This is a genomic window from Shewanella sp. WE21 (assembly GCF_002966515.1).
GTDB lineage: Bacteria > Pseudomonadota > Gammaproteobacteria > Enterobacterales > Shewanellaceae > Shewanella > Shewanella oncorhynchi.
On record NZ_CP023019.1, the window covers coordinates 4,124,490 to 4,149,725 of the forward strand.

22 protein-coding genes and 2 tRNA genes are annotated in these 25,236 nt (G+C 43.0%); 16 read left to right on the forward strand and 8 right to left on the reverse strand.

Annotation, left to right across the window (positions count from 1 at the left end):
- Window positions 1-161 precede the first annotated feature (161 nt).
- Window positions 162-2,765 carry a bifunctional acetaldehyde-CoA/alcohol dehydrogenase gene (adhE, locus tag CKQ84_RS18450; RefSeq protein ID WP_105252311.1) on the reverse strand — a complete coding sequence of 868 codons (2,604 nt, stop codon included), beginning with the start codon at window positions 2,763-2,765 and terminating at the stop codon, window positions 162-164.
- Between the two features lie 318 nt (window positions 2,766-3,083).
- Between adhE and CKQ84_RS18455 the strand changes: the two genes are divergently transcribed.
- The 4 genes from CKQ84_RS18455 to CKQ84_RS18470 all read left to right on the forward strand — a co-directional run bounded on the left by CKQ84_RS18455 (window position 3,084) and on the right by CKQ84_RS18470 (window position 8,209).
- Window positions 3,084-3,716, forward strand: a complete 633-nt coding sequence (locus CKQ84_RS18455; RefSeq protein WP_006081420.1) for a YchE family NAAT transporter — start codon at window positions 3,084-3,086, stop codon at window positions 3,714-3,716.
- Between the two features lie 278 nt (window positions 3,717-3,994).
- Complete coding sequence (locus CKQ84_RS18460; protein ID WP_105252312.1) at window positions 3,995-5,989, forward strand: methyl-accepting chemotaxis protein; 1,995 nt, start codon at window positions 3,995-3,997, stop codon at window positions 5,987-5,989.
- 213 nt (window positions 5,990-6,202) lie between these two features.
- Window positions 6,203-6,290, forward strand: a tRNA-Ser gene (locus tag CKQ84_RS18465).
- A gap of 131 nt (window positions 6,291-6,421) precedes the next feature.
- Window positions 6,422-8,209: a DUF6538 domain-containing protein gene (locus tag CKQ84_RS18470; RefSeq protein ID WP_105252313.1), complete on the forward strand. Its 1,788-nt coding sequence runs from the start codon at window positions 6,422-6,424 to the stop codon at window positions 8,207-8,209.
- 83 nt (window positions 8,210-8,292) lie between these two features.
- Here CKQ84_RS18470 and CKQ84_RS18475 read toward each other — a convergent pair whose 3' ends face one another.
- The 3 genes from CKQ84_RS18475 to CKQ84_RS18485 form a co-directional block, all read right to left on the reverse strand.
- Complete coding sequence (locus CKQ84_RS18475) at window positions 8,293-9,219, reverse strand: hypothetical protein (protein WP_105252314.1); 927 nt, start codon at window positions 9,217-9,219, stop codon at window positions 8,293-8,295.
- Between the two features lie 187 nt (window positions 9,220-9,406).
- The gene (locus tag CKQ84_RS18480) at window positions 9,407-12,118 is read right to left on the reverse strand and encodes a phage/plasmid primase, P4 family (protein ID WP_105252315.1); all 2,712 of its coding nucleotides are present in this window, start codon (window positions 12,116-12,118) and stop codon (window positions 9,407-9,409) included.
- A 141-nt stretch (window positions 12,119-12,259) separates the two neighbouring features.
- Window positions 12,260-12,586: a helix-turn-helix domain-containing protein gene (locus tag CKQ84_RS18485; protein ID WP_254053124.1), complete on the reverse strand. Its 327-nt coding sequence runs from the start codon at window positions 12,584-12,586 to the stop codon at window positions 12,260-12,262.
- An 879-nt stretch (window positions 12,587-13,465) separates the two neighbouring features.
- Between CKQ84_RS18485 and CKQ84_RS18490 the strand changes: the two genes are divergently transcribed.
- Both CKQ84_RS18490 and CKQ84_RS18495 read left to right on the forward strand, forming a co-directional pair.
- Window positions 13,466-13,870 carry a nucleotidyltransferase domain-containing protein gene (locus tag CKQ84_RS18490; protein WP_041408500.1) on the forward strand — a complete coding sequence of 135 codons (405 nt, stop codon included), beginning with the start codon at window positions 13,466-13,468 and terminating at the stop codon, window positions 13,868-13,870.
- Window positions 13,870-14,301, forward strand: a complete 432-nt coding sequence (locus tag CKQ84_RS18495) for a DUF86 domain-containing protein (protein WP_041408499.1) — start codon at window positions 13,870-13,872, stop codon at window positions 14,299-14,301. Before CKQ84_RS18490 ends, CKQ84_RS18495 begins: the two co-directional genes overlap by 1 nt.
- Window positions 14,302-14,411: 110 nt before the next feature.
- Here CKQ84_RS18495 and CKQ84_RS18500 read toward each other — a convergent pair whose 3' ends face one another.
- Window positions 14,412-14,822, reverse strand: a complete 411-nt coding sequence (locus CKQ84_RS18500; RefSeq protein ID WP_105252317.1) for a hypothetical protein — start codon at window positions 14,820-14,822, stop codon at window positions 14,412-14,414.
- Between the two features lie 160 nt (window positions 14,823-14,982).
- Between CKQ84_RS18500 and radC the strand changes: the two genes are divergently transcribed.
- The 10 genes from radC (at window position 14,983) to CKQ84_RS23795 (ending at window position 21,538) form a co-directional block, all read left to right on the forward strand.
- Complete coding sequence (radC, locus tag CKQ84_RS18505; RefSeq protein WP_105252318.1) at window positions 14,983-15,465, forward strand: DNA repair protein RadC; 483 nt, start codon at window positions 14,983-14,985, stop codon at window positions 15,463-15,465.
- The gene (locus tag CKQ84_RS18510; RefSeq protein WP_105252319.1) at window positions 15,462-15,917 is read left to right on the forward strand and encodes a DUF2787 domain-containing protein; all 456 of its coding nucleotides are present in this window, start codon (window positions 15,462-15,464) and stop codon (window positions 15,915-15,917) included. Before radC ends, CKQ84_RS18510 begins: the two co-directional genes overlap by 4 nt.
- 50 nt (window positions 15,918-15,967) lie before the next feature.
- Window positions 15,968-16,156: a hypothetical protein gene (locus tag CKQ84_RS18515; protein WP_105252320.1), complete on the forward strand. Its 189-nt coding sequence runs from the start codon at window positions 15,968-15,970 to the stop codon at window positions 16,154-16,156.
- A gap of 137 nt (window positions 16,157-16,293) precedes the next feature.
- Complete coding sequence (locus CKQ84_RS18520) at window positions 16,294-16,848, forward strand: recombinase family protein (RefSeq protein WP_105252321.1); 555 nt, start codon at window positions 16,294-16,296, stop codon at window positions 16,846-16,848.
- Between the two features lie 2 nt (window positions 16,849-16,850).
- Window positions 16,851-17,414: a hypothetical protein gene (locus tag CKQ84_RS18525; protein ID WP_105252322.1), complete on the forward strand. Its 564-nt coding sequence runs from the start codon at window positions 16,851-16,853 to the stop codon at window positions 17,412-17,414.
- A 46-nt stretch (window positions 17,415-17,460) separates the two neighbouring features.
- Window positions 17,461-17,901: a hypothetical protein gene (locus tag CKQ84_RS18530; RefSeq protein WP_105252323.1), complete on the forward strand. Its 441-nt coding sequence runs from the start codon at window positions 17,461-17,463 to the stop codon at window positions 17,899-17,901.
- Between the two features lie 201 nt (window positions 17,902-18,102).
- A complete protein-coding gene (locus CKQ84_RS18535; protein WP_105252324.1) occupies window positions 18,103-18,936 on the forward strand; it encodes a hypothetical protein in 834 nt (277 codons plus the stop codon).
- Between the two features lie 2 nt (window positions 18,937-18,938).
- On the forward strand, window positions 18,939-19,664 hold the full coding sequence (locus CKQ84_RS18540; protein ID WP_105252325.1) for a hypothetical protein: 726 nt from the start codon (window positions 18,939-18,941) through the stop codon (window positions 19,662-19,664).
- Window positions 19,665-19,668: 4 nt separating this feature from the next.
- A complete protein-coding gene (locus tag CKQ84_RS18545; protein ID WP_105252326.1) occupies window positions 19,669-21,372 on the forward strand; it encodes a protein kinase family protein in 1,704 nt (567 codons plus the stop codon).
- Window positions 21,373-21,416: 44 nt separating this feature from the next.
- Window positions 21,417-21,538 (forward strand) — tRNA-OTHER (locus CKQ84_RS23795).
- A 146-nt stretch (window positions 21,539-21,684) separates the two neighbouring features.
- Here the strand turns inward: CKQ84_RS23795 and CKQ84_RS18550 are convergent.
- The 3 genes from CKQ84_RS18550 to CKQ84_RS18560 all read right to left on the reverse strand — a co-directional run bounded on the left by CKQ84_RS18550 (window position 21,685) and on the right by CKQ84_RS18560 (window position 25,214).
- Window positions 21,685-22,548: a DMT family transporter gene (locus CKQ84_RS18550; RefSeq protein ID WP_105252327.1), complete on the reverse strand. Its 864-nt coding sequence runs from the start codon at window positions 22,546-22,548 to the stop codon at window positions 21,685-21,687.
- Between the two features lie 700 nt (window positions 22,549-23,248).
- A complete protein-coding gene (locus tag CKQ84_RS18555) occupies window positions 23,249-23,749 on the reverse strand; it encodes a peptidylprolyl isomerase (protein WP_105252328.1) in 501 nt (166 codons plus the stop codon).
- A gap of 61 nt (window positions 23,750-23,810) precedes the next feature.
- Window positions 23,811-25,214: a DEAD/DEAH box helicase gene (locus CKQ84_RS18560; RefSeq protein ID WP_105252329.1), complete on the reverse strand. Its 1,404-nt coding sequence runs from the start codon at window positions 25,212-25,214 to the stop codon at window positions 23,811-23,813.
- Window positions 25,215-25,236 lie beyond the last annotated feature (22 nt).

Sequence of the window (25,236 nt, forward strand, 5' to 3'; positions counted from 1 at the left end):
GCTGCTAGTGAAGTCATTTTGCGTGCGATCGATTAACGCATCGACTCCTTAATTAGGTCATTCACGGAACATCACGCAATAAAAAGCCCTCATTCGAGGGCTTCTTCATTTATGTCGCGCGGCTTTTATTAAGCACGAGCCTAGCATTGGCAGGCGATAACCTAGTTGTTGTCGCTATAGTCACGGCCATAATAGCTATCGAGGAACAGTTGTTTCAGCTCGTTAATCAATGGGTAACGTGGATTGGCACCGGTACATTGATCATCGAACGCATCTTCGGCTAATTCATCTAACTTGGCGAGGAAGTCGGCTTCGTTGACACCGGCTTCTTGGATAGAAGCAGGAATGCCAATCGTCTTCTTGAGGTGTGTGATTTTCTCAAGCAATTTTTCGACTTTTTCTTCATCCGTCTTTCCGCCTAGTTTCAAGTGATCTGCGATGGCAGCATAACGGCACAGGGCTTTTGGCCTGTCGTATTGGCTAAAGGCCGCTTGCTTAGTGGGCAGATCCGTTGCGTTAAAGCGTATTACGTTGTTGATCAGCAGCGCATTGGCTAGGCCATGGGCGAGATGGAACTCGGCGCCCAGTTTGTGTGCCATTGAGTGGCAAATCCCAAGGAAAGCGTTAGCAAAGGCGATACCGGCAATAGTGGCGCCATTGTGGACCTTTTCACGGGCGACGGGTGACTGTGAACCCAAGTTGTAGGCATCGGGTAAATATTTGCACAGTAAATCGAGGGCTTGCAGCGCTTGGCCGTCGCTGTACTCGTTCGCCATCACGCTAACATAGGCTTCTAATGCATGGGTCACCGCATCTATGCCACCAAAGGCGGTGAGGGATTTAGGCATGTCCATCACAAGATTTGGATCAACAATCGCCATATTGGGCGTGAGTTGATAGTCGGCAATCGGGTATTTTTTACCGGTAATTTCGTCTGTCACTACCGCAAAAGGTGTGACTTCTGAGCCAGTGCCTGAAGTCGTCGGAATTGCCACCATCATGGCTTTGGTGCCCATTTTGGGGAATTTGTAGATACGTTTACGAATGTCCATAAAACGCAGCGCCAAATCGGCAAAATCCACATCTGGATGCTCGTACATCACCCAAATAATCTTAGCCGCATCCATTGGTGAGCCGCCGCCGAGCGCAATTATCACATCGGGTTTAAAGCTTTGAGCGACCTTAGCGCCTTGACGGACTATGGCTAAGGTGGGGTCGGCTTCAACATCGTAAAAAATTTCGGTTTCAAGGCCTTGGGCTTTTAAAATCCGCATGGTTTCATCGCAATAACCGTGGTTGAACAAAAATCTGTCTGTGATGATTAAGGCGCGTTTTTTATCGCTCAGTTCTTCGAGCGCGATGGGCAAACTGCCGCGGCGGAAATAGATAGATGCAGGAAGCTTATGCCACAACATGTTTTCGGCCCTCTTAGCGACGGTTTTTTTGTTGATCAGATGACTCGGGCCAACGTTTTCTGAAATCGAGTTGCCGCCCCAAGAACCACAGCCTAACGTTAACGAAGGCGCCAGTTTGAAGTTGTACAGATCGCCAATGCCGCCCTGTGAGGCTGGGGTGTTGATCAAAATACGTGCTGTTTTCATTCTAAAACCAAAGGCATGAACACGTCCTGTTTGGGTATCTTGGTCGGTATAAAGCCCTGATGTGTGGCCAATGCCGCCGAGCGCGACTAAGGCTTCGGCTTTATCCATGGCATCGTTAAAGTCGATGGCGCGGTACATGCCAAGTAATGGCGATAATTTTTCATGGGCGAAGGCTTCGCTGTCGCAAATGTCGGTGACTTCACCAATCAACACTTTTGTCCAGTGCGGCACTTCAAAGCCTGCCATTTTCGCGATACTGGCAGCACTTTGGCCAACGATATCAGCATTTAAACCGCCATTTTTCAAAATGACGTGTTGCATCGCAGCGGTTTCATCCTTCGATAGCATATAGCCACCGTGGGTTGTGAAACGCTCTTTAACCTGCTCATAAATACTGTCGACCACAATTACCGCTTGCTCTGACGCACAAACCACACCGTTATCGAAGGTTTTTGACATGAGAATCGAACTGACTGCGCGCTTGATGTCGGCGGTTTCATCGATAACAATAGGCGTGTTACCCGCACCTACGCCAATAGCAGGTTTACCGGAAGAGTAGGCGGCTTTCACCATGCCAGGGCCTCCCGTTGCGAGGATTAAATTGACCTTAGGGTGAGTCATCAATTGATTCGACAGTGCGACACTGGGCTCATCAATCCAGCCAATAATGTCTTTGGGCGCACCCGCAGTTATGGCAGCATCCAGCACTAATTTTGCTGCGGTTGTGGTCGATATTTTGGCCCTAGGATGGGGCGAGAAGATAATCGCGTTACGGGTTTTAAGGCTGATTAAGGCTTTAAATATTGCAGTTGATGTGGGGTTAGTGGTGGGGACTATGCCACAGATGATGCCTACGGGTTCAGCAATGGTAATAGTACCGAAGGTGACGTCTTCAGATAAAATCCCGCAGGTTTTTTCATCTTTATATTTGTTATAAATGTACTCAGAGGCAAAGTGGTTTTTAATTACTTTGTCTTCAACGACACCCATGCGGGTTTCTGCGGCGGCCATTTTGGCCAGCGAGATACGCGCATCGGCAGCGGCGAGGGCCGCTGCACGGAAAATTTTATCGACTTGCGCTTGGCTGAATGTCGCATACTCGGCTTGTGCTTTCGCCACTCGCTCGACCATGAGATCCAGTTCTTGTGCATTGGTCACTGTCATGATTAATACTCCTAAAAAGATTTAGTGAATCAAGGCATTCACTAAATCCTTTTTATGATAGAAAATTACACCTAAAGCCGCGTTGAAAGTGTGATATCAACGACAATATCGTGCTTTTATGTAATAAAACTACACTTAGGGTAACTTGTTTGTTTAAAATTGCGCTGAAAATGCATCGGCTTCGATAACTAAATATTATTCGAAGTTGTGATTTAACCTCAAAAATCTCATTTTTCAGTCAATAGCGCTTGAGATACTATACTTGCCCTCAAGCTTATTTTGATGAAGACGGCGTGACACGCACATAAGGATAGTCCCTTGGAGTTAACTCTTTACGTTAAATTTTTTCTTGGCCTCGTTGCCATCATTAATCCGGTTGGCTTGTTGCCTGTGTTTGTGAGCTTAACCAGCCATCAAACTGAGGCTGAACGGAATCACACGGGTAAAGTAGCGAACTTTGCGGTTGTGGTGATCCTCTTAGTCACGATTGTGGCGGGGCAGCACATTCTGAATATGTTCAGCATTTCGTTATCTGCCTTTAGAATTGCTGGTGGCAGCCTGATTGCCATTATTGCGATGTCAATGTTGCAAGGTAAGTTAGGCGAAGTGAAGCGTAACCAAGAGGAAGACCGCGAATCCTCGGCGATGGAATCTGTGGCGGTTGTGCCTTTGGCTTTGCCACTGATGGCGGGACCAGGCGCTATCAGTTCGGTGATTGTCTTTGCCGCTGAGCATAATTCATTGTCGAACATTATTGCGATGTTCATTACTGTGATAGTGTTTGGTTTAGTGAGTTTTGGCCTGTTTAGAATGGCATCTATCATTTATAAGATCCTCGGCAAAACGGGTATTAACGTGATTACCCGTCTCATGGGACTCTTGATGTTATCCATTGGTATCGAAGTCATTGCGGCTGGTGTGAAGGGATTATTCCCACAGCTTTTCAGCTAGAGTCATCTTCAGTCACAGATTAAGTGTTCCTTTCTCTAGAAAAACGCATTGGAATTTTCAATGCGTTTTTTATTTCTATCTGATCCTTGTTTGACGTTTCTTAAGTTTGCTCTGCGATTAGCAAAATCTAAACTATTGATGGAATATGGGGTAAATCCTCGTTTATCAGGATATTAGCTTGTGCAATTTCAATAAACCTTAGTCGTCCTACGGTTGATATTATGCTATATCTAGTGTTCGGTATTTGGATCTAAAACTAAGTTTAAAAGGATATTTCTATGAAATGGCAATGGATTGGTAATCTCAGTCTAAAACAAAAATTATTAATGGTTGTCTTGCCTCCACTGTTAGCCTGTTTTTTATGTGGCACGCTTTACCTCATTGAAAAATATGAATATAGAAAAGATTTAACCTTAGTCGTGCAATTAAGCGAGCTAGCCGTCACCAACAGTAATTTAGTGCATGAGTTACAAAAAGAGCGCGGCATGAGTGCTGGATTTATTGGCTCAGCAGGAAAAGCGTTTGCGGGTAAAATACCTGGTCAAAGACAATTAACGGATACGCAGCTCGGCCTCTATCAGCGTTTTATTACTGAGAATCATCTGCCGGAGATATTTGCCCCAAAACTTAGAGAGCTAAACGCTCAACTCGGGCGTTTAAATGCAATCCGCTCGCAGGTGGATAGTTTAAGTATCAGTGTCGCCGATGAAGTTGCCTATTACACTGAGTTAAATAAGTTATTACTGACGATAGTCGATGAAACCGCAAAAACGGGTGCTAATCAAGAAATCGCCATTAAAGCGACGGCTTTTAGTGCTTTTTTGCAATTAAAGGAAAGGGCGGGGATTGAAAGGGCGGTACTCAGCTCAACCTTTGGCCAAGCTGGATTTAAGCCTAAGGTTTATGCCAAATTTATCACTTTGGTTTCGGAGCAAAATACCTATCAAGAGCGTTTTTTAGCGCTAGCAAATTCTGATTTATTATCCTCGTTTAACCGTTTACAGAGTTCAGCTGCAATGCATGACGTTGAGCTGTTACGTCAAATCGCATTCGAGCAAGATAATCAAAAAATCCTGCAACAAAGTCCCGAAGAGTGGTTCAGTAAATCGACCGCGCGGATTGAGCTATTACGTGAGTTTGAACAGCAAGTCTCGGCAGATTTACTTAATACCACCCATGAAAGATTAACATTAGCGAATGAGAAAATGTTCTTAGTGCTCGCGACCTTAATCTCAGTATTGGCGATAGTCTTGATATTGAGTCTTTCTGTTATCCGTTATTTGCATGACAGTGTGCATCACTTATATTCGACCATCACGCAAGCCCGTAAACATTACGACTTAAGTGTGCGTCTGACTCACTCTAGCTCGGATGAATTCGGTGAACTCGCCATCGCCTTTAACGACATGATGAGTGATTTTGAAAAAGTGATCCTACATGTACGTTCCAGTGGCGCTAAATTGCAACAAGCTGTGGCGCAAATGGATCTCTGTACCCATGCCATGGAGCAAGATGTGATGGCGGGCCACAGTGAGGCAGAACAAGTGGCCTCCGCTATGACAGAAATGAGTGCAACAGTGGCCGAGATTGCCAGCAATGCAGTGCAGGCATCCGAAGCGTCTTCCGCCGCCAATATAGAGGCTAAAGAAGGCAACCTCGAAGTCGGCCGAACCAGCAAAGCGATCAAAGCGTTAGCCGACGATATTAGTGGAGCTTCTAAAGCCATTAACGATTTAGACCGTGAAATTCACGGCATAGTGGTAGTGCTTGAAGTGATCAGCAGTATTGCTGAGCAAACTAATTTACTCGCGCTTAATGCCGCCATTGAAGCTGCTCGCGCAGGGGAAATGGGTCGCGGTTTTGCTGTAGTTGCAGACGAAGTCCGAAGTTTAGCGCAGCGCTCACAAACCTCGACCTCTGACATTAAAAATATGACAGATAGATTGAAAGCGGGAGCGAGCATTGCAGTAAAAGCCATGGACAGAGGGTTAGCTCAGGCGAATAGCAGTGTCCATGAAGCTGAACAGGCAGGCATCGAATTGAAACGTATTGTGGAGCAAGTAGACATTATTGACCGCATGAACGAGCAAATTGCCACAGCAACCCATGAGCAATCGGCGGTATCCGAAGACGTAAATCGTAATGCACTGAAGATCAGTGAGATTTACCTTAATACTCAAAGGATCTCCGATGAGCTTAGGGAGCTGACCAAAGCCCTGACGTTTGATGCGAATTCAATGTCAAAAGAAGTGCACAAATTTACCGTCAATTAACGGTATAAAACGGTGAAAAGATTCAAGAAATCACGTCGGTTTGTTTAGCAATTGTGCAACCGCCTGAAACTGAGTCTTTTTTACTTGACCCCCTTTAGGCTTTTGCGTACAGTACCGCTCCGTTAACGATGAAAGCCTCTCGGCAAGGCTATACGAAATCGTTAGTGATTCTTGAACGTGAAAGATTAACCACGCTAACATAAATCGATATATGGTGAGGTGTCCGAGTGGCCGAAGGAGCACGCCTGGAAAGTGTGTATACGGTAACGTATCGAGGGTTCGACTCCCTCTCTCACCGCCAAATTCTAAGAACCCGATCACATGGTCGGGTTTTTTCATTTCTATCAAAAACTTATTGAATTATAGTTGCTTAATCCAATGGCTAACCAACCTTTGGCACCTTAAGGTGGTACAAAAGGGTGGTACAAAACGATGGCATTTATGATCCAACCTCGCAGAGATCCGAAGTCTGGAATGTGGAAAATCCGCAAGGGTATTCCTGCACATTTACGGCCTTTCTTAGACGGTAAAACAGAGCTTAAAAGAAGTCTTGAAACTAAGGATGCAGCAGAAGCAAAATCTCGGGCATCAGTCATTGTTGCAGAGTTTGAAGCTATCACGGCTAATGCCCAGTTGCGTTACAATAATCAAGAACGAGAGCAGCAAGTTAACCCTGCCCAATTAGATGCTATCGTGAGTCATTGGTTCGTTAATGAACGTCAACGATTAAGCCAGCCAGATATCCTCGCTCGATATACCCTAGAGACATCCGATGGCCTTGAGGCGATGGCAGAGTGGTTTAGCGAGCCGTTAGAGGCGTTAAATGACGCTGAAGGGACTATCCACCAGCAATCAGCAGAACAACGCTTCATGAGTCACATGAACGATTTCGTTGATGAAGCTCTCACTCTGTCTCAGTGCCAACTCTTTTCCCATGCCGCTAGGCTGTATCTCTCCGTCAAATTAGCTGAAGCGATTATTAGGCTGTGTAATTCTGCATTTGACCTAGAAGTATATACACGACGGGAGCGAAATAGAGGCTTCGAGCCACTGTTCATGCCACGAAGTGACTCAGGGAATGTGCAGGATTTTGCTGAGAAAAGTCATGCTGCACTAGCTGAATCAGGACTAGAAGTCGTTCCTGATGATGTGACTACCCGAGGGGATCTCTCAACATCATCTACCGTTTCTCATTTGGTTGAATGGGTTAATACTCAAAAAAGTCTCATCTTAGGTGAGACGGCCTTTAAGTCATGGCAAGCAGACCGCAATCGACCATGCAACAGACTCATCGAGTTTTTCGGTAGTAAGCCAATAGGTCAAATCCAGAAGATTGATATGCGTAATTTCTTTAATTGGATCATTCAATGTCCCAGTAAGCCAACGCATGATGTCAGAGACCTCTCCTTTAAGAAGCAAATTGAGATAGCAAATAAGCAAGGGTTGACTCGGGTTAGCATCAATACAGCTGATAAGGAACTTAAGCTTATCTCAGGCTATTTCCAACAAGCGGTGAAATTGGATATCTTGCCGAAAAACCCGTGTCACCAAGTCTCTCCGGGTAAAGAAGCTGTCAGGACAGTGAGAGATCCGGGCTATTCAAACACTGAGCTATCACAGATTTTTTCCTTACCACTTTTTCAGGCTCGAACAGATGCTCAGAAAGCGAGGTATGGTGAGGCACCTTACTGGTTACCCGTTATCCTAGCCTATACAGGTGCTAGGGCTGAAGAGATTGCTCAACTTTATGTGAAAGACATTAAGCAGGATAAGGACGACCCACAGCTATGGTTTTTCCATATCCAAGAGGTGAGGGACGACCAATCCGTTAAGACGGGTGAATCAAGGAAAGTGCCAGTATGTCGATCTCTCATCGAGTTGGGATTACTCGATTACCTCCACTCTTTACCCGTTGATGGCCGCTTGTTTCCGGTGCTCAAAGCAAACAATAAGGCTAAGTATCATCTAGCGGTTGCAAGGCACCTCAAAGAGGCGTTTATGACGCTCAATATCGAACATTTTGATACACTCAAACCGCTACATGCGTTCCGCCATCGCTTCATTACAGAGGCAAGGAAGGTGATGCGTGAGGATATTCAAAATGCGATAACAGGGCACTCTAATGCGGGAAATACGGGGCGAAACTATGGCATCTACTCAGAACTCCATCAGGCGATAGATAAGATGTCAGTGATAGCAATCCCGAAATGGACCCTATAAGCACCTGTTTTTTTTATGTTTTTAGTAATAGTTCAGTATCTAACTGAAGTTCAGATAGATACTGAGCAGTTACTTACAGACAGTTACAGAAATTTTTTAGCTAATGCACGCTTGCCATTCGGGTCACTTGATTGAATGAGATTTTTTTCAGGATAATAGAAACCACTTACACTTAAATCGAAGTCTCCAATCATAACTTGAACTGAAAATTCAGAGCCATCATTCCAAGTATCACGAACAGTAGCTTTACAGATTTCACCACGAAGTTCAAACTCGAATGAAGTAGCTTTTTCTCCGCAGTCTAGAGCTGCCTTAATAAGGGTTTCACTAATAGTTTTTCTCTTTTTCGGTGAGAACATTTCTAGTGACCACTCTTTGATTGGTCCATATACGCCACTATCGTTAAGAACTTCTAAAATTTTCCTCATGTGTCCACCAGTATATTGGTTAACCAACAACGATGAACGTGAACCGTGTGGTTCTCCAAGAATGTAATGCCTCATATTCCACCATGTTTCAGCTACCTGAGCGTTACGAGCGTATTCAGTTAAGTATTGCAAACACCACGCTAGAGCATCACGACTACGGATTGTGCCATCAGCTTCTAGTTCGACATCAGTTGCAATAATCACCACAGGATATGCATCGTCGCTATATAGTGGGGACTTTAAGCAATAGGCACGAAGTCCTGTAAGTTGATTCGTGGTATTGACAAGTTCGATAGCAGCGGTTTCAGAGTAGGGACATGTTATGAAACCTTTAACAAATAGTATGGTGTGATCGATCCCTTTATATAAGTTAGATAACAATGCCTCATTACTACCTGACTGGCATAAGGGGATCGTCAAAATAGGATGCCATTTAGGGTATACTTCAATGGAGTTACCCAACTCAGTGAGTATCTGTTGAAATGTTTCACAGCCTGCTTTGGGGTTGTTTAAATTTTCAGTTAAGTAGTTTAAAGCACGAGTATTTGTTTCCGCTACAGCGGTGGGGTGTCTGAATTCCATAATCAACCTTTACGTAAATGTGTGTGTTTACGTAAATATACTCTTTGCGAATTATATTGCAACACGTAAATGCAACTATATTGGTTTCGGCATGTTTCTATTGATAGGTTGAAGTGTCATTATAAATTATTCAGTAATAAAAAGAGAGGCTTAGAGCCTCTCTTGGTTGCTACCAATTGTGAAACAACTAAACGATGTAGTTATCTGGGTTTATATTTGTGGTAGCGGGTTGTTTCATCCTAATCTGATAAACATTCTCTGTCGCAGGGATATCATCAAATAGTGACTTCAAGTTAATCCCCTTAATCATGGCTTTACTGTTGTGTCGGCCTTTCTCAAAGCCTTTCTCCACCAGCCGTTTGGTCATGATATTACGGGTCATCTTCCAGTCACCATCACGCTCAGCCCACTTTCTAAAGGCATCATATAGCGTCTCTGTATAGGTAAAATCCCCCTTACAGGTACATTCCTCAAGGAATATAGCGAGTAAGTCTGACTCATGGCGATACTCTGCGATTTCTGACTTTATCGAATTGGGAATCGATGCTTTAATACCATCCTTTAGCCACATCTGAACGCCTTCTAGAGCCCAATTGAGGATACCTGAGAGTTCAGCATATAGCTTATCCATTAATCGTGGGTCCATCTGTTCCTGACTGAAACTCGCATTGAATGGAAGCATGATCATTCTTCGCCACATGCCGAGGCTCGTATCACGAATCACGGGCTTGTGGTTACCTATCATGATGAGTTTAAACTTCGGACGGTATTCTAATTCTACCTTGGCATAGAGTTGACGAGTGACAATCACATCATCACCAGTCATAGATTTCACTAGGTTTTCATTCATCCTAGAGCCTTCAGGTAATTCATTAGCCACAACAACACGACTACCAGCCAGCTTAACTAAGGATGGGTTAGGGCCTGTATTACCGTTATTGGTTTGCAGCAAAACACTACTATCGATCTGATGATAATAACTTCCCATTAATCGCTGTATCACGTTCATAAAGGTGCTCTTACCATTACAGCCATGACCGTGGAGGAAGAACAGTACCTGTTCGTCTGTTCGTCCGGTTAGCATGTAACCAACTATGCGTTGTAAAAACTTAGCGTATTCTTTGTCGCCACAGGTGATTTCATCAATGAACTGTAACCAACGAGGGCAACCAGCTGAGCTATCGAAATGAACATCCCCACAGCGGCTGATGTACATTTCTTTCTGTGCAGGTAATAGTTTTCCGTTAGCTAAGTCTAATACGCCATTGTTTACTCCAAGCAGCATAGGATTAGCATCGAAGCAGTTCGTAGATATCTGATTGCCTGACTTGAAGATTTCTAGCATATCCATCATTTTTTTACGATTAAGCGTCATTCGGCCAAATTTTTGTAATTGCTCTGCTTCGGCTAACTTAGTCTTATTTTTGGTTTGTATTGCTTCTTCTAGCAAACTACAACCTTGATTGATAAGACGTTCTCCAACACAGCGGGTATATTCAAGCTCCTTTCCGCTTGATGGAGCCCAATGTTTGCCATTAAAGTTAACTATGTTGTTAAGTTCTGGTACATACTTCATGCTGTCGTTGGTGATCGCTTTTAATCGGTCAGCATTACCCACATCATTCAGTGTGTCTTCGTTGAAGTTAGTCCAGATCGCGGGGATAGTTTCATCTGGCACAGGCACAGGGCCTGTCGAGGTGTTGTCGTGGTTTACAGCAGGTTCACAGATCACTTCAACAGACTGCTGGCTTACACCGTATTGATTAACCAGCTCCTCGAGTGATAAGGCATCTTCACGCCTTAAATAGTCGTCAATGTCCTTGCCTTGACCTTCAGGCAGACCCACTTGAGTGAGTGAGGATAACCCTAATTCTGCCAACTTCTCGCGATACTTATCACCCGCAGCATCACTATCAAAGAAGGTGATCACATCACGTTCTTGCAAGTTCTGCTTTACCCATGCCAGCTGTTCTTGACCCAGTTGCCCATTGGTTGCCAGAACAGGTCCCTCCCAGTTGTGATTTAGTAAGGCTAACAAGTCGTGTTCACCTTCAACGATAGCGACTGCCCCTGTGGTATTAATTAAATGTTGTCCATAAAACTGAATGTCATTTAACCAAAATTGCTTAGGCATTTGATATTGTTTCTCTTTCTTGGGATCTTTAAACGTGAAGCGGCAAAGATGTCCATCTTCATCATAATGAGGAAAGATATAGACATCCCTTGGGAAAAAGTCCGAAGGATTGGATTGGCCTTCTTTAACCAATCCTGATGCGTACATCTCATTACGACTGAAGCCTTGAGCTTCTAAGGCACACCAAAGTTGACCTTGGGAATACCCTATGTCGCTATCAAACAGTACTTCTTGACTGAGTTCTCGCTTTTCCATAAGAGCAGCAAGAGGTTTACTTTTATCAGCAATCATAGGTTCAAAGTAGTATTCACATGCTGCATTCATAAGCTCTTGCCGACGAAGGAATTGCTCTTCGGTCAGTTCTAGCTTCTCTGGCTTAACTTTCTTAGCTTTGGGTTGAGTATTGATGGTTATCCCTTCAATCTCGCCAGCAAGTAACTTGTTGGCCGCATCATAGGGATTGTTTGCAAGGTCATAACAGGTCAGAAAACTATAAATATCACCGTGTTCCTCACATGAGTAGCAGTGATAGTTTTGGTCCGTTGGATCAGCATGATAAATTTTGAAACAGCCTGCATGCCCACAGAAGGGACAAACATCATCCTCTAACTGGCAATAGTCGCTTGATGTTGGCTTAATCTCACTACCGACGAGCTTAGCGATCAGCTCTGGCAAGTCATAAAGTGCTTTAACGCCCTCTAAGCCGATTTCATTCAATGTTTCATGGTTAAATCTGTTATTTGCGACTAAGAATTGAGTTGTCATGTGACATATCCTCTAAAACAGAGGCCAACAGACTAAAATATATATGGAAATAGTTTATCTGTAGTTTGGCCTTCGAGCTGGTTTTAGCTCTTCCCCTGTTTAAGTCGTCCTTCAACCTAAACAGGGGCATTCTTTCCTCTATTAATCGAACATACGACGATAAAGGTTTGTTGCCTGCATCCCTGTGGCATTAGTTGTTTGAGAGCATTCCAGAAGTCCCGAAGCCACCAGCCGACCGATATGGCGTTTAGCCGTTCTTAATGAATAACCGCAACGCTTCATCAAGGTATTAGCTAGACTCTCCCTACCACCCAACAGCACGCCATTACACACAGGCATCCGGCTTATCTCGTAGAGTGTTCGGCCTAATTGATCTTGGAATAGCTCAAAAGGTAGCTTGAACACGCTAGAGCTAACTGCGTTGCTTGCTGTTGCTATAGGGCTGTGGTTTAGGTCATGGTTTATCATCTCAATCTCCGGTGGGGTCATTCATGTCATGCCTCTCACATAATGTTTTAATCGATTGGAGTTAGAGTTGAACGCAGTAAATTGATGAGATTTCAACCAAATCGGTTAAAGAGGCGAATTGTTGCCTAAAAGGTTTTGGTATGACATTTTTTCATTCAGCTAACGTTAGTTATGAATAAATGGAATGATACTAATTTATAAGGTTTTTATTGCTGGTTTACTTAGTGGAAATCACAAAAGAAGATAAAAGATGGCATCAACTGTCTTAGACTGGTGATGCTAGAGTTCACGATAGTAACTCGGATGAAGTGAACTCTAGTGTGCTGGTGGAGTGTTCAGTATGAAGGTTCCCACATCTAAAGGCAGATAGTCACTTGTTCACTCGTCTTCACTCTCACTCCCAATAAGCCTAAACCGCTTTACACCAACCTCAGCCGAAAATTCAGCAGACTGACTAAAGTATTTCTATTAACTTTTTCTATAGCTATTTTTAGAAAATCAATTAAAAATCAGCAAGTAAAAACAATAAAACTGTCAAATAGGGCAATGTTACTTGCATTTGATGGAGAGTGAGTTGGCAGAAATCAGCAGCGAAATCGGCAGGGAGAAAAGGTGTTGTCCAAGCTGGTCGTTAGCAGCAAACTTTGAAATAACAACTGTTCAGCCTGATTGAGGGTTGGTACACTTCGGGATTATTAGTTATTGTTTTTAAAGAGTTGATTACGGCTCTCACCCTGACTAGCTGAAACTTGATGCTACTAATATTCTGATCGCAAAGCTGTAATATTGCTGACTAGTATCATGAAGAAATATCGCAGGTACTGAGGCAGAAGATATTTTATAACAATAGCTTATGATTTAATCGATAAGGATGCACACATGTCCATTGACCCTAAGCAATTACAATCATTGGCGGCAAGCCAACCTGAAGTCGCCGCACTATGGCTTTATGGTTCTCAGGCCAAAGGTAATGCTACAGAACAGAGTGATTGGGATTTGGCGGTCGCATTTGACCCTGTTAAGACTGATAACGTGCTCGATAATCGTCTAAGAGCAGAGTTATTAGCGATGGACTGGCAGCGTGCACTGGGTTTGCCGGAAGGAAAGCTCTCAGTCGTCGACATTAATCTGGCTCCTATTCCACTAGCATTCGGTATTATTGATGCTAACAAGGTTCTATACAGTCGTGATGAAGGCCGAAGGATGCAGGAAGAGGCCCGTATTATGTCGTCGATGGAACTCGATTATGCAACGTCGCCAATGAGCAGAGGAACAACTAACTGATGTCTGATAATGCCTATATAACGTCTCTACGCCTTAGCCTCAACCGTTATCAGGCTGAGCTGGTTGAACTAAAGCTTATACTCAGCCAGCGTTCGCTATCGAATCTTGAATATCGTGCTGCTGAACGAACCTTGCAGGTTTCGATTGAAGCCTGTATCGGTATTGCTAAGCATTGGGCTAAAGCATTGGCAGGACATAGCCCGCAGGATGCTTATCAAGCTTTTGAGATCCTCTGTCAGCGTGGAGCACAACCTGTTGAGGAACTTAGCGGTTGGCGTAAGGTGATAGGTCTTCGTAATGCACTGGTTCACGATTACCTTAATATTGATCCTGAGATTATTCGCAGCGTGATAGCTCAGGGCTATAGCGATAAATTGTTTGTCTTTGCAGAGCAAGGTCTTAACTGGCTTGCTCAGCAGCAGGATCACTAAATAGGTTCGTGATAACGATTGGTTGGGATCACGGAGAACGTTAACATAGATTCTGAGCCTAGACTCACCTTAGCCACTTGATAGATGAGTCTAGCAACGACCAATAATGACTATTTGTCTGGATAATCTCTATACCAATAGTTAACCGCAAGCCATTCCCCAAAAGCCTGAAAATGGACTAGCTGCCTGACTATCCAGTGCATATATGGTAGATGTTCTCTAGGATGAGTCGCGTATAGATTACCATCCCTTGTGATTGAGATAGTCTCAGGGGTAAAACCTTTCTCAATGAGAAATGCTTTAATAGCATCTTGATCTCTAAAGCTCCCTGCACCCATTGCCACCTCTCCTTGAAGGTGCATCATCTTCTGATCTGTACCTCGTTTATCTGGGACAATCTCGACTGTAAAGAAGGGACTGTGGTTTTTGATGGCTTCGTTAATTTGATGATCTCTTGTTTCTGGCGTAAATCTGCCTTCAACAAGCAAAAGGGGGTAGGTTAAGACTAATTCGTCGTGCATGATTTTTCTCCGATTGAAGTTTCAATGGGGCAGTATTTGTCACCCCCCATATTTCTATTTTAATCGGTGGGTGATGGTGCCAACTGACTTATACCGTCATTTTTTACCATGAACTAAGGCATAAGAAACCTGATGTAAATCAACTATACAGGAAACATATATGCTTATTTCAACATTAACCCACCGTAATCAACTCGACTCTTCAGACTCAGTTATCAGGGAAGCCATTGCTATCTTGGAGAGTCGCTACACCCTGCAAGCTTATCCGCAGGCATTCACCTCTCCACAACTGGTAAAAGACTATCTTCGACTGAAAATGGCTGGATACGAGCGGGAGGTATTTGCAGTATTGCTACTGGATAGTCAGCACCGTTTGATTAGTTGTGAAGAACTCTTTTTCGGCACGATAGATGCCGCCTCAGTATATCCTCGTGAGGTGGTAAAAATAGTTCTGCATAGAAACGCCGCTGCCGTGATATTCGCCCACAACCATCCCTCAGGCATGCCTGAACCCTCAGAGGCCGATAAACGCATTACAGAGCGTTTAAAGACAGCCTTGGCAACTATTGATGTATCAGCGTTAGACCATTTTGTTGTTGGTCATCAAGATGTCGTTTCGTTTGCTGAAAGGGGATGGTTATGAATACGCCAACGGCAACTGAACAGCCTATTCAGATTGACCTTCAGTCAGGAAGGAAACTACTACCTATCACGCTTAGTTTGGCCCAGATCCTCAAACGATTGCTGGTGGATGCTAACAAACCAATCAATAGTAAAGCCGTTACGATTAACTTCCGTGATCCTAGCTATTCTGCTGAGTCTGGTGGCTTTCATCCGGTCGAAATCCGTTTGGAATATTCATCAACCACCAGCATGTGGCAATTCTGCTATATCACTGACTTTGCCTATCAGGGACGTTACTACCCAGAATTAGAGAAGGACATCGACTTCAACTTTGCAGAGGCTTCAGGGTATCAGGCTTATGTTGGTCATCATCCGTTAAGCCACTTCAGCGGCCTATACCGGCTATGGGAAGCCAACTTCAGAAGCTATCTGGTAGATGATCTCTACCAAATAACCATCAACTGGGATTAACCCGCAAACACCATTAAGACAGCCAGCGTTTCACTACATGGGTTCATGTGGTGGGCATTCGGCTGCCTGAACGACAATCAGGAAGGAGAAACATCATTAACGAGTTACTAAAAAAGGTCGCTAAAGCTGCACTGCTGACCATAGTGCCGATCCTCATTCAAGCCTTCGCTGAGCGTTATCTTTCAGATGAAGAACCTTGGGCAAACATTGATGTTGATGAAGATCAAGAATCTGAATAACACATTGTTTTCATAACCAATAAACCAAGGCCATGTGACACGGTCGTAAACACATCAATAATCGTGTCACATGGGTTGTTTTGGACCTTTTGAAGGGCTTGGTCAGTATACCTTGCCCTATTGAACAGGAGTCGTTCATGGCAGAAATCGGATATGCCCGTGTATCGACCACGGGACAAAGTCTCGATGCCCAACTGAAGGCATTAGCAAACTGCGACAAAGTGTTTCAAGAAAAGGTAAGTGGTGCAAAGGATGACCGTCCGCATCTGCAACTCATGCTGGAGTTTGTGAGGGAAGGTGACATCGTTATCGTCACCAAGCTGGATAGACTCGCAAGAAACACTCGTCACTTGCTTGAAATAGCTGAGTTTTTGGAACGCAAAAAGGTTTCACTGCAAATTCAAAACCTCGGGATTAATACAGCAACCCCTACAGGCAAACTTATGCTGACTATGGTTGGAGCCATCGCAACCTTTGAAAGAGAGTTGATGTTGGAAAGACAGGCTGAAGGAATAGCTCTCGCAAAACTGCGAGGGAAATATAAAGGACGTAAACCCACGGCAATCACTAAGGCCAAAGAAGCCGCCCCAATGCTTGCAGAGGGCATATCTAAACCGGAAGTCGCAAAGAGGCTAAATATCAGCTTATCAAGCGTCCAACGGATAGCAAAGAAATTATCTGGTAAGGATTAATTATGAGTCAAGAAACAAAGGAAAAACTGAAAGTTTACTTTGCTCTACTTGCAACCGCTTCTGTGGTGACGACTTTGATCGCTGTGGTATTAATCATTTCATTCAGCACAACTGATGGGCCTTTTCGTTCTTATCCTATAACAAAACTTATCGTATGCTCTTGGAATTACATTCTAGAAGCAGGTTTGATGCTAATAGCTATTTTTGCTCCTATCGGTATGTGGCACATTTCAGTTAGACAGAAGTGGCCAGAGAATGAAAGCAACAATCAGGTCGAGCTAAGAAACAAAATCCTTAAGTTACAGACAAGTATGAAGGCGTATTCAGCCATTGGCATATATGGAATTATCAGCCTGATATCGATTTTCCATATGAGCCTATTAAATATTGGAGATTTGCTTGAAGTCTTATTCAGCGAAGCTATGGGGTGGGAAATACTTGCTGCTGTCATTATAGGGAAATGGGGTTACTTTCAAAGCAAACAGAAACTGGAATTACTTCAAAGCAGTTCATCTAAAGCTTCAGAAAGTTCGTATTCATCAGACAACATAGAAATTGAAAAATAAGAGTAAAGCCATCAGAAATTACTGGTGGCTTTTTTTTGGAGAAAATATGCGTAAACCAAGAGATGTCGTTATCTTTATGCTCCTTATTGGAACAGCGTTTACATTTCCTGTAAGGGCAGGAATTGAAGATATGGCAAGCAATCTGCAAACACTCTATATGTGGGAAAAAATTGCTTCTGTATGTAAAACTAAGGCACCAACGGAACTCAAGCAAGAATGGGCTTTAATTGAAATTACTGTCTATGTTGAGACTACATTATGGGAGAGTAATATCGGTGCAGTATTACGCTCAGTTGGTCGAACGGAGCCACAGATTAGTCCCGTTTTTGACTCTCTAAAGTCAAACGGTGAGGTACTGGCAAGAGGATTTGTTGGAAGCATGCCTTGTGATGCATCGGACAAAGATCGTGCAGTAAGAATAATGGTTTCAGACCCTGCATTTGATGACGCGAGTGAGCATGTTCTTGATGCATCAAAATCTCGCTAATGCTTAGTTGGTTCACTGACCTATAGCATATTCAGTCCATGAGCGTTGTGCCGTAAAACTTTGTTGGTGAAAATGGTGGACTCGAAACAAAGGGTATGTGAATTAGGAAACATTGATTAAACAATGAGTTGACAATTTTAATATGGTATGGCTAAGTTGCTCTATCTAACGTTCTAGAACGTTCATTATGGAGATAATTTCATGGCTTATGAAGCTCAAATCAGTAGAAATAACCCAACCGCATTTTTATTCGTAGTAGATCAATCAGGATCGATGTCAGACAAAATGTCTTCAGGTAAAACTAAAGCGGAATTTGTCGCAGATGCACTTAATAGAACTCTAATGAACTTAATTACAAGATGTAGTAAGTCTGAGGGTGTAAGGGATTATTTTGATATTGGGGTTATTGGATACAGTGGTCACGGTGTTTCAAATGGATTTAATGGAGCTCTATCAAACAACTTTCTAAATCCAATTTCTGAACTAGAAAAAAATCCTACTAGAGTTGAAGACCGTCGCAGAAAAATGGACGATGGTGCTGGTGGCATCATTGAAACTTCTGTTAAGTTCCCCATATGGTTTGATTCTGTTTCTTATGGCGGTACACCAATGAGAGAGGCTCTGACAACTGCCGCTGAAGTGCTTGTTAATTGGTGTGATTCACATCCTGAGTGTTATCCACCAACTGTGCTTCATGTGACCGATGGAGAGTCTACAGATGGTGATCCTGAAGATATCGCAAGTGCTCTAAAACAGATTAGCACGCAGGATGGAGAAGTTTTAGTTATGAACATCCATGTAAGTACGTTAGGCGTGGACGCTGTTAGGTTTCCATCAAGTGATACAACATTACCTGATAGTTACGCAAAAATGTTATTTAGAATGTCTAGTCTTCTTCCTCATCATCTTGTTCAGTTTGCTCAGGGTAAGGGACATCAAGTTAACTCAGAGTCCCGAGGCTTTATGTTCAATGCTGAAGCTATTGAAGTCGTTGACTTCTTTGATATCGGAACTAGAGCCTCACAACTGAGATAATTATGAAAGTAACGTTCTCAGGAAGTATTCCCAAAGATCTTAATTTCCCAGAGGAAAATGAAGATTATTGGGCCACATCTGCTTGTGGTAACAGGATCGCACTTTGTGATGGTGCAAGTGAGTCATATAGCTCAAAGTTATGGTCACGAATGATTGCGGAAAGCTTTATAAAAATCAAGCGATTGGACTTCCCTTGGATTCAAGCTCTTTCTCTCGATTATTCTAAGTGTTATGACTTCAATGCCATGTCATGGTCTCAGCAAGCAGCATATGAAAGAGGGAGTTTTAGTACATTGCTTGGAGTGGATTATAAGCCTAAAAGTACCAATCTAAAGATCACTGCAATTGGTGACTCTGTAGCTTTACTTTTCGATGAGGGGAAACTTGTTGCAAGTTGGCCATTTACTGAGCCAGAACAATTTTTGGGTAGGCCAACATTACTATCCACAAGAATTTCACTTAATGATTTTATCAAGTCGAAAGATTGCATCAAGAACAATAGCAAAACAGTTCGGATAAGTGATTTATCTACACCAACTCTAATCTGTTTGACTGATGCCATAGGAGAATGGGCTTTAAGGATGCTAGTCACAAATAATGAAAAGGCGTTAGCTTTACATGAAATTGAAACTTTGGAAGCATTCGAGCATTTAGTTGTTACAGAAAGAGCTGCTGGTACGATGAAAATCGATGATAGTACGATGATTAGGTTTGCTCTGAAGGGGTAAATTTATGGGTTATCCATCTTTAGAACAATATAACCTTGCCTTTCAGAATCATAGCCGACTTTTGTCAGATGTAGAACTTAAGGCTGGTAAATTAGCTATGACTGGTATGGGTATTCCGCTCGCTATCAGTGGTGGATTCGCTCTAACTTATACCTTGACTACTGCTAGTCATAAAAAATACGCAGTCAGATGCTTTCATCGAGAGGCAAAGGGGCTTGAGAGAAGATACAGTGCAATATCTCAGAAGATAGCCCTGTTAAAGTCCCCCTATTTTCTCCACTTTGAGTTTCAACCTAGCGGCATTTATGTTGATGGAAAATCCTACCCAATTATAAAAATGGCGTGGGCTCAAGGCGAAACATTGGGTGAATTTTTGGATTCAAATTTTCATAAGTCTAACCTTATGAATAACTTGAAAAATGCGATTTTGTCTCTGTCACTTTTTTTAGAGTCAAATGGGATTGCACATGGAGACCTCCAGACTGGTAATATAATGGTCAGTGCTGACGGAGCTTCGCTTCAGCTCATTGATTATGACGGCATGTATGTCAATCAGATTGCCAGTCTCGGTAGTGCTGAGCTGGGCCACGTTAACTTTCAGCATCCAGAAAGGAAATTGAAGAATCCATTTTACGATAAACTCGATCGGTTTTCTTTGATTTCAATGTACTTAGCTATCCATGCTTTAAGCATAGATTCTTCTTTATACAAAAAGACTAATTGCGATTTGGATGCAGTCTTATTTAGAGCAAATGATTTTACTGCTCCAAATTCATCATCTACATTTTCACTTGTAGCAAAAACTTTAGGGCTTTCAAATTTTGTACGAAATTTTGAAGCAGTATGTCTTGCGAGTTTAGAGAAAGTTCCTTCTTTGAGGGACTTTCTTGATGGAAAAAACATTCCTCAAGTATTAAGACCTGAAGTTGGTAAATTCCCAATTCTGAGCGGTTATGTTGGTGCTTATGCTGTTCTGAATGCATCGTCCTACGAACAATGTCTATCAAATGTCGGAAATAAAGTTGAGGTTATAGGAAAAATCCTTGATGTTAAATCTGGTAAAAACCGATATGGGAAGCCCTACATTTTTATAAATTTTGGTGACTGGCGAGGAAATATCTTCAAGGTTGCTATCTGGAGTGAGGGGCTAGCTAAGTTAAAAGTTATTCCTGATGGGTCATGGGTAAATAAATGGGTAAGTGCTATCGGCTTGATGGAGCCTCCATATAGAAATCCGAAATTTAACTATTCGCATCTTAGTATCACAGTAACAAGTGTTGGGCAGCTTAATACTCTCACACATGAAGATGCTCTTTGGCGATTAGGGAGGATTAAGGGAGTCAATACAGGAGATAAGCCAAGAGCTGGAACTGGAACGTCGAATGGACAAATTTTGGAAGGCATACTTGGTGAAAAAAATAGTTCAGATGTCATCAAACGGACGGTTATTCCTACCACTCCGCAACAGCAGTGGCAACCTACCAGCTCGACTAGTGCAAATAGGGCCATTTTAGACCAGCTAAAAGCTAGGAGCCCTACAACTCCATCTGTTAACACTTCAGTTAGTAAATTGGGACCAATTCAACAAGGTAGTGTGAGATCTCAGCAAACAAATAAAAATATTGCTCAAAGCACCACTGCCAGTGGAAGTGGTTGTGGCTGGATACTGATTGCTTTCGTTATTATTATTTTTGTTTTGGCAAAATAGTATTAGAATTTTAAAGGAGTCGACCTGATAGGTTGTCTCCTTAAGTGTTTTAAGTGGTACAAAACGCTGGTACAATCTGAAAAATCAAGGTGCATAACACTATGATTTTATAGGGTTTGTTAGAATGAATTGTGAATCGAGGGTTCGACTCCCTCTCTCACCGCCAAATTAAAACAAAGGGAATCAGTATCTTACTGGTTCCCTTTGTTGCTTTGGGGCAAAAGCTGGGCAAAATTGCCGTTTTATTCTCCTTCTGTGTCCTTGGTGAAACCAAGCATTTCTGACACTCGATTAGCTATTTTTTGCGAGTCCTTAGGTTTTTGCCGCATTAGGTATGTTATTCGTCGTCATTCTTTTACGCGCTTGAACTAAGGTATAGCCGCCACTTAATACTATAAGTAGGCTTCCTAGAATAGTCAGCAAATCTGGGGATTCTCCAAATATAAATATTCCTAAAGCTAAGGCAAAGAGTAAACGTGTATAACGAAAGGGGCTTACTACCGATACATCTCCAGTGCGCATAGCGATTGTCAGCGCATTATAAGCCATTACACCAAAGACGATTGCTCCAATTATCTGTATTGCAGCGGCAGCACTAAACTGTATTGCTTCATTTTGGTACATCAGTATCGCTAAGCCAGTAGGAATCAACACAAAAAAACCATACACTCCAAGCTGCATATTAGATAACACGGGAGAGGCTGCGCGTGTTGCTAAATCGCGTCCTGCAAAACCTAAGGTAGCGATAACGGCGAATAAAGATGTGGCCTCAAAACCATCTAGTCCTGGACGAATGATCATCAGCACGCCCATAAAACCAATCAATACTGCAAGCCATCTCTTATGACCCACTTGTTCACCGAACAACAATGCCGCGCCAAGCATGGCGATTAAAGGTGTGGCTTGCAAAATAGCGGATGCACTTGAGAGTGGCGTTAACGTGATGGCTAAAGCAAAACAGAATCGGCCGACGATTTCACATAGTGCACGTACTAATATGGGGGTAGACAAGACTGCAGGATGAAGCACCGTTTCACCCTTTCGCCAGGTTAACAGTATAAAAATCAACATTCCACCTAGGCCAAATAGCGCTAAAATGAGGCCGATAGAGGTGGTTTCTGCTGCGGATTTGATCAGCATGTCTTCAATAGAAAATGCTGCCATCGCAGCAACCATAAACAGACTACCTTTTCTATTATTCAAAATAAATTCCCTAAATGCTTAGACGCTATCTCTAGTCAAAAAGTTTTGTCATGAGAGTTCTGGTTTCATCAACAAAGGCACAGAAGTTACGATATAGCTTATTAGAATCCAATAGAAACATCATTTTCTGATCACTATAGCAAGCTTTCTCTGCTTATCTGAATAGGATTCGCTGCTTAAGGTAGTAATGATTCTGGCTTAAAAATAAATAGGGATAATAAGCATTGGTAAGAAATGATAATAGATACAGATATGGTTTTTTTATCTATATCAGATGGAAAATTAAGTCTCTTTTACCATAAGGAATATGGCTAACATATTGTTTTTAATATTATCAACTTGTGCGGCTAGTCTAAGATATAGATGTCATGGATGTGCTGCTGTTTTTCAGCTTTTATGATGAATAACATTGTTTGAAAGAGGTCTATATTGTGAGGTTAATTTTATATGTAGTAGTCTTAAGTAAAATAATGGGAACGATTAAATAATCTATCAGTTGATTTTACACTAAGTGATTTTGTATTGGGGATTTAGTATTTTAAGGTTTAGATAAAATGAATTTTCGCTGAATAGTACAGAAAAGTTAATTAAATAACTTTGGGGAAATGATTAATCGCTCAACTAAAACTGAGCGATTAATCATATTAACGAAAAAATATTATTGTTTTAAAAATTAACTTTGGATATTAATCGTTACTTTCTCTATGACGATAGGTTCACGGGGCACGTCTTCGTGGCCAGCGACCGTGGTGGTTTTGACTTTCTCAATCTGCTGAATAATGTCCATTCCCGCCGTAACCTTACCAAATACCGCGTAGCCCCAACCGTTATTGGTGGTGGCGGTATGGTCTAAAAAGTCATTATTGGCTGTGTTGATGAAGAATTGCGCGGTGGCCGAGTGAGGCGCATCGGTGCGAGCCATAGCGATTGTGCCTATGGTGTTACTTAGGCCTTTGTTGGCTTCGTTAACGATAGGCTCGTGGGTCGGTTTTTCCTTCATTTTTGCGGTAAACCCGCCGCCTTGGATCATAAAGCCTTTGATTACTCGGTGAAAAATAGTGTGTTCAAAGAAGCCTTCTTCACAATAGCGAACAAAGTTTTTTGAACTGACAGGCGCATGTTCAAAATCGAGTTCTATAGTGATGTCGCCTAGATTTGTGCTAAATGTAATCATGCTAATATCTTCTATCTTAGTGAGTTTTTATATCTAATAAGTCACGACTTGTACTGAGTCATTACTTAGTTTTAGGGCCGCTATTCCACGGATTAAAGGGCGCGCTGCGACCCGTTGTCTCGTTACCGTTGTCAGTCTGAATAGATTGCGGCCGTGTTACATTGGCTTTAACCTCTGGCTTTGATTTCGCGCTGCGATGCTTTTTCGCATGGGCGGTTTCAAAGGAGCCTTCTTTCGCGGGGCGCGAGGATCTGGCCTCAGGTGCCCGGGCTTTAAAGGTTTTTGGCGTAGTATTTTTGGGCACAAAATCGAGAATAGACACTGGTACTTCTTTGTTCGGCACAAAGCCTTCAATTTCTTTACGCACTATGAGGTGACCTAGACGCCGCTCGATAGCACATAGATTCCTAAAATCATCTTTAGAAACAAAGGAGATGGCTTCGCCGCAGGCGCCAGCACGACCGGTTCGGCCAATACGGTGAATATAATCATCGGCTTCATCGGGCAAATCATAATTGACCACACGGGTGAGGGCGTCGATATCGATACCGCGGGAAGCAACGCCAGTCGCGACTAAAAAGCGTAGTTTGCCAGATTTGAAATCCACTAATAATTGCTCGCGTACCGCTTGGCTGCGACCGCTGTGAATGGCTTCGGCGGCAATGCCACGTTTTTCGAGTTGGCTAACCAGTTTGGCGGCGCCTTGTTTCGTCTGGATAAAGATCAGTGCCTGTTCCCACGCTTGCTCAGTGATGAGTTTGCTTAACAGGGCCGACTTTTTATCTTTATCGACAGTGATCAACCATTGGTCGATTTGCGGTGCGTTTGCGCTGTCGCGGGCAATTTCAATTTCGACTGGGTTTTCAACCGCTGTTTTCGCTAAAAAGCGCACTTGCTTAGATAAGGTTGCCGAAAACAACAGATTTTGGCGTTCTGTTGGCAGACGTTCGATGATCTTATTGATGTCTTCGATAAATCCCATATCGAGCATTCTATCGGCTTCATCTAGGACTAATACCGAGATTTCATCGAAATGAATCGCTCTTTGGGTGTACATATCGAGCAATCTACCGGGTGTTGCCACCAGAATATCGACGCCTTCAATAAGACGTTGTTTCTGCGGTGCGGAATCCACGCCACCATACATGGCCATAGACGTCAGCGGCAGGTATTTTGCGTACTTGGCAATATTGTCTTCTACCTGAACGGCCAATTCGCGGGTTGGCGTTAAGATTAATGCACGAACGCGTTTAGCACGGATTTTCGGCATCTCGGCGAACATTTGCAGTATTGGCAACACAAAACTGGCGGTTTTACCTGTACCTGTTTGCGCGCCAGCAAGCAGGTTTTTGCCTTTCAAGATCACCGGAATGGCTTTTTCTTGGATCGGAGTAGGTTGTGAATAGCCGAGCTCAGTGATGGCTCTTAAAATCGGATCGCTTAATCCAAGTTTGGAAAATGGCATTGAATGTCTCAGGTAAAGGGTC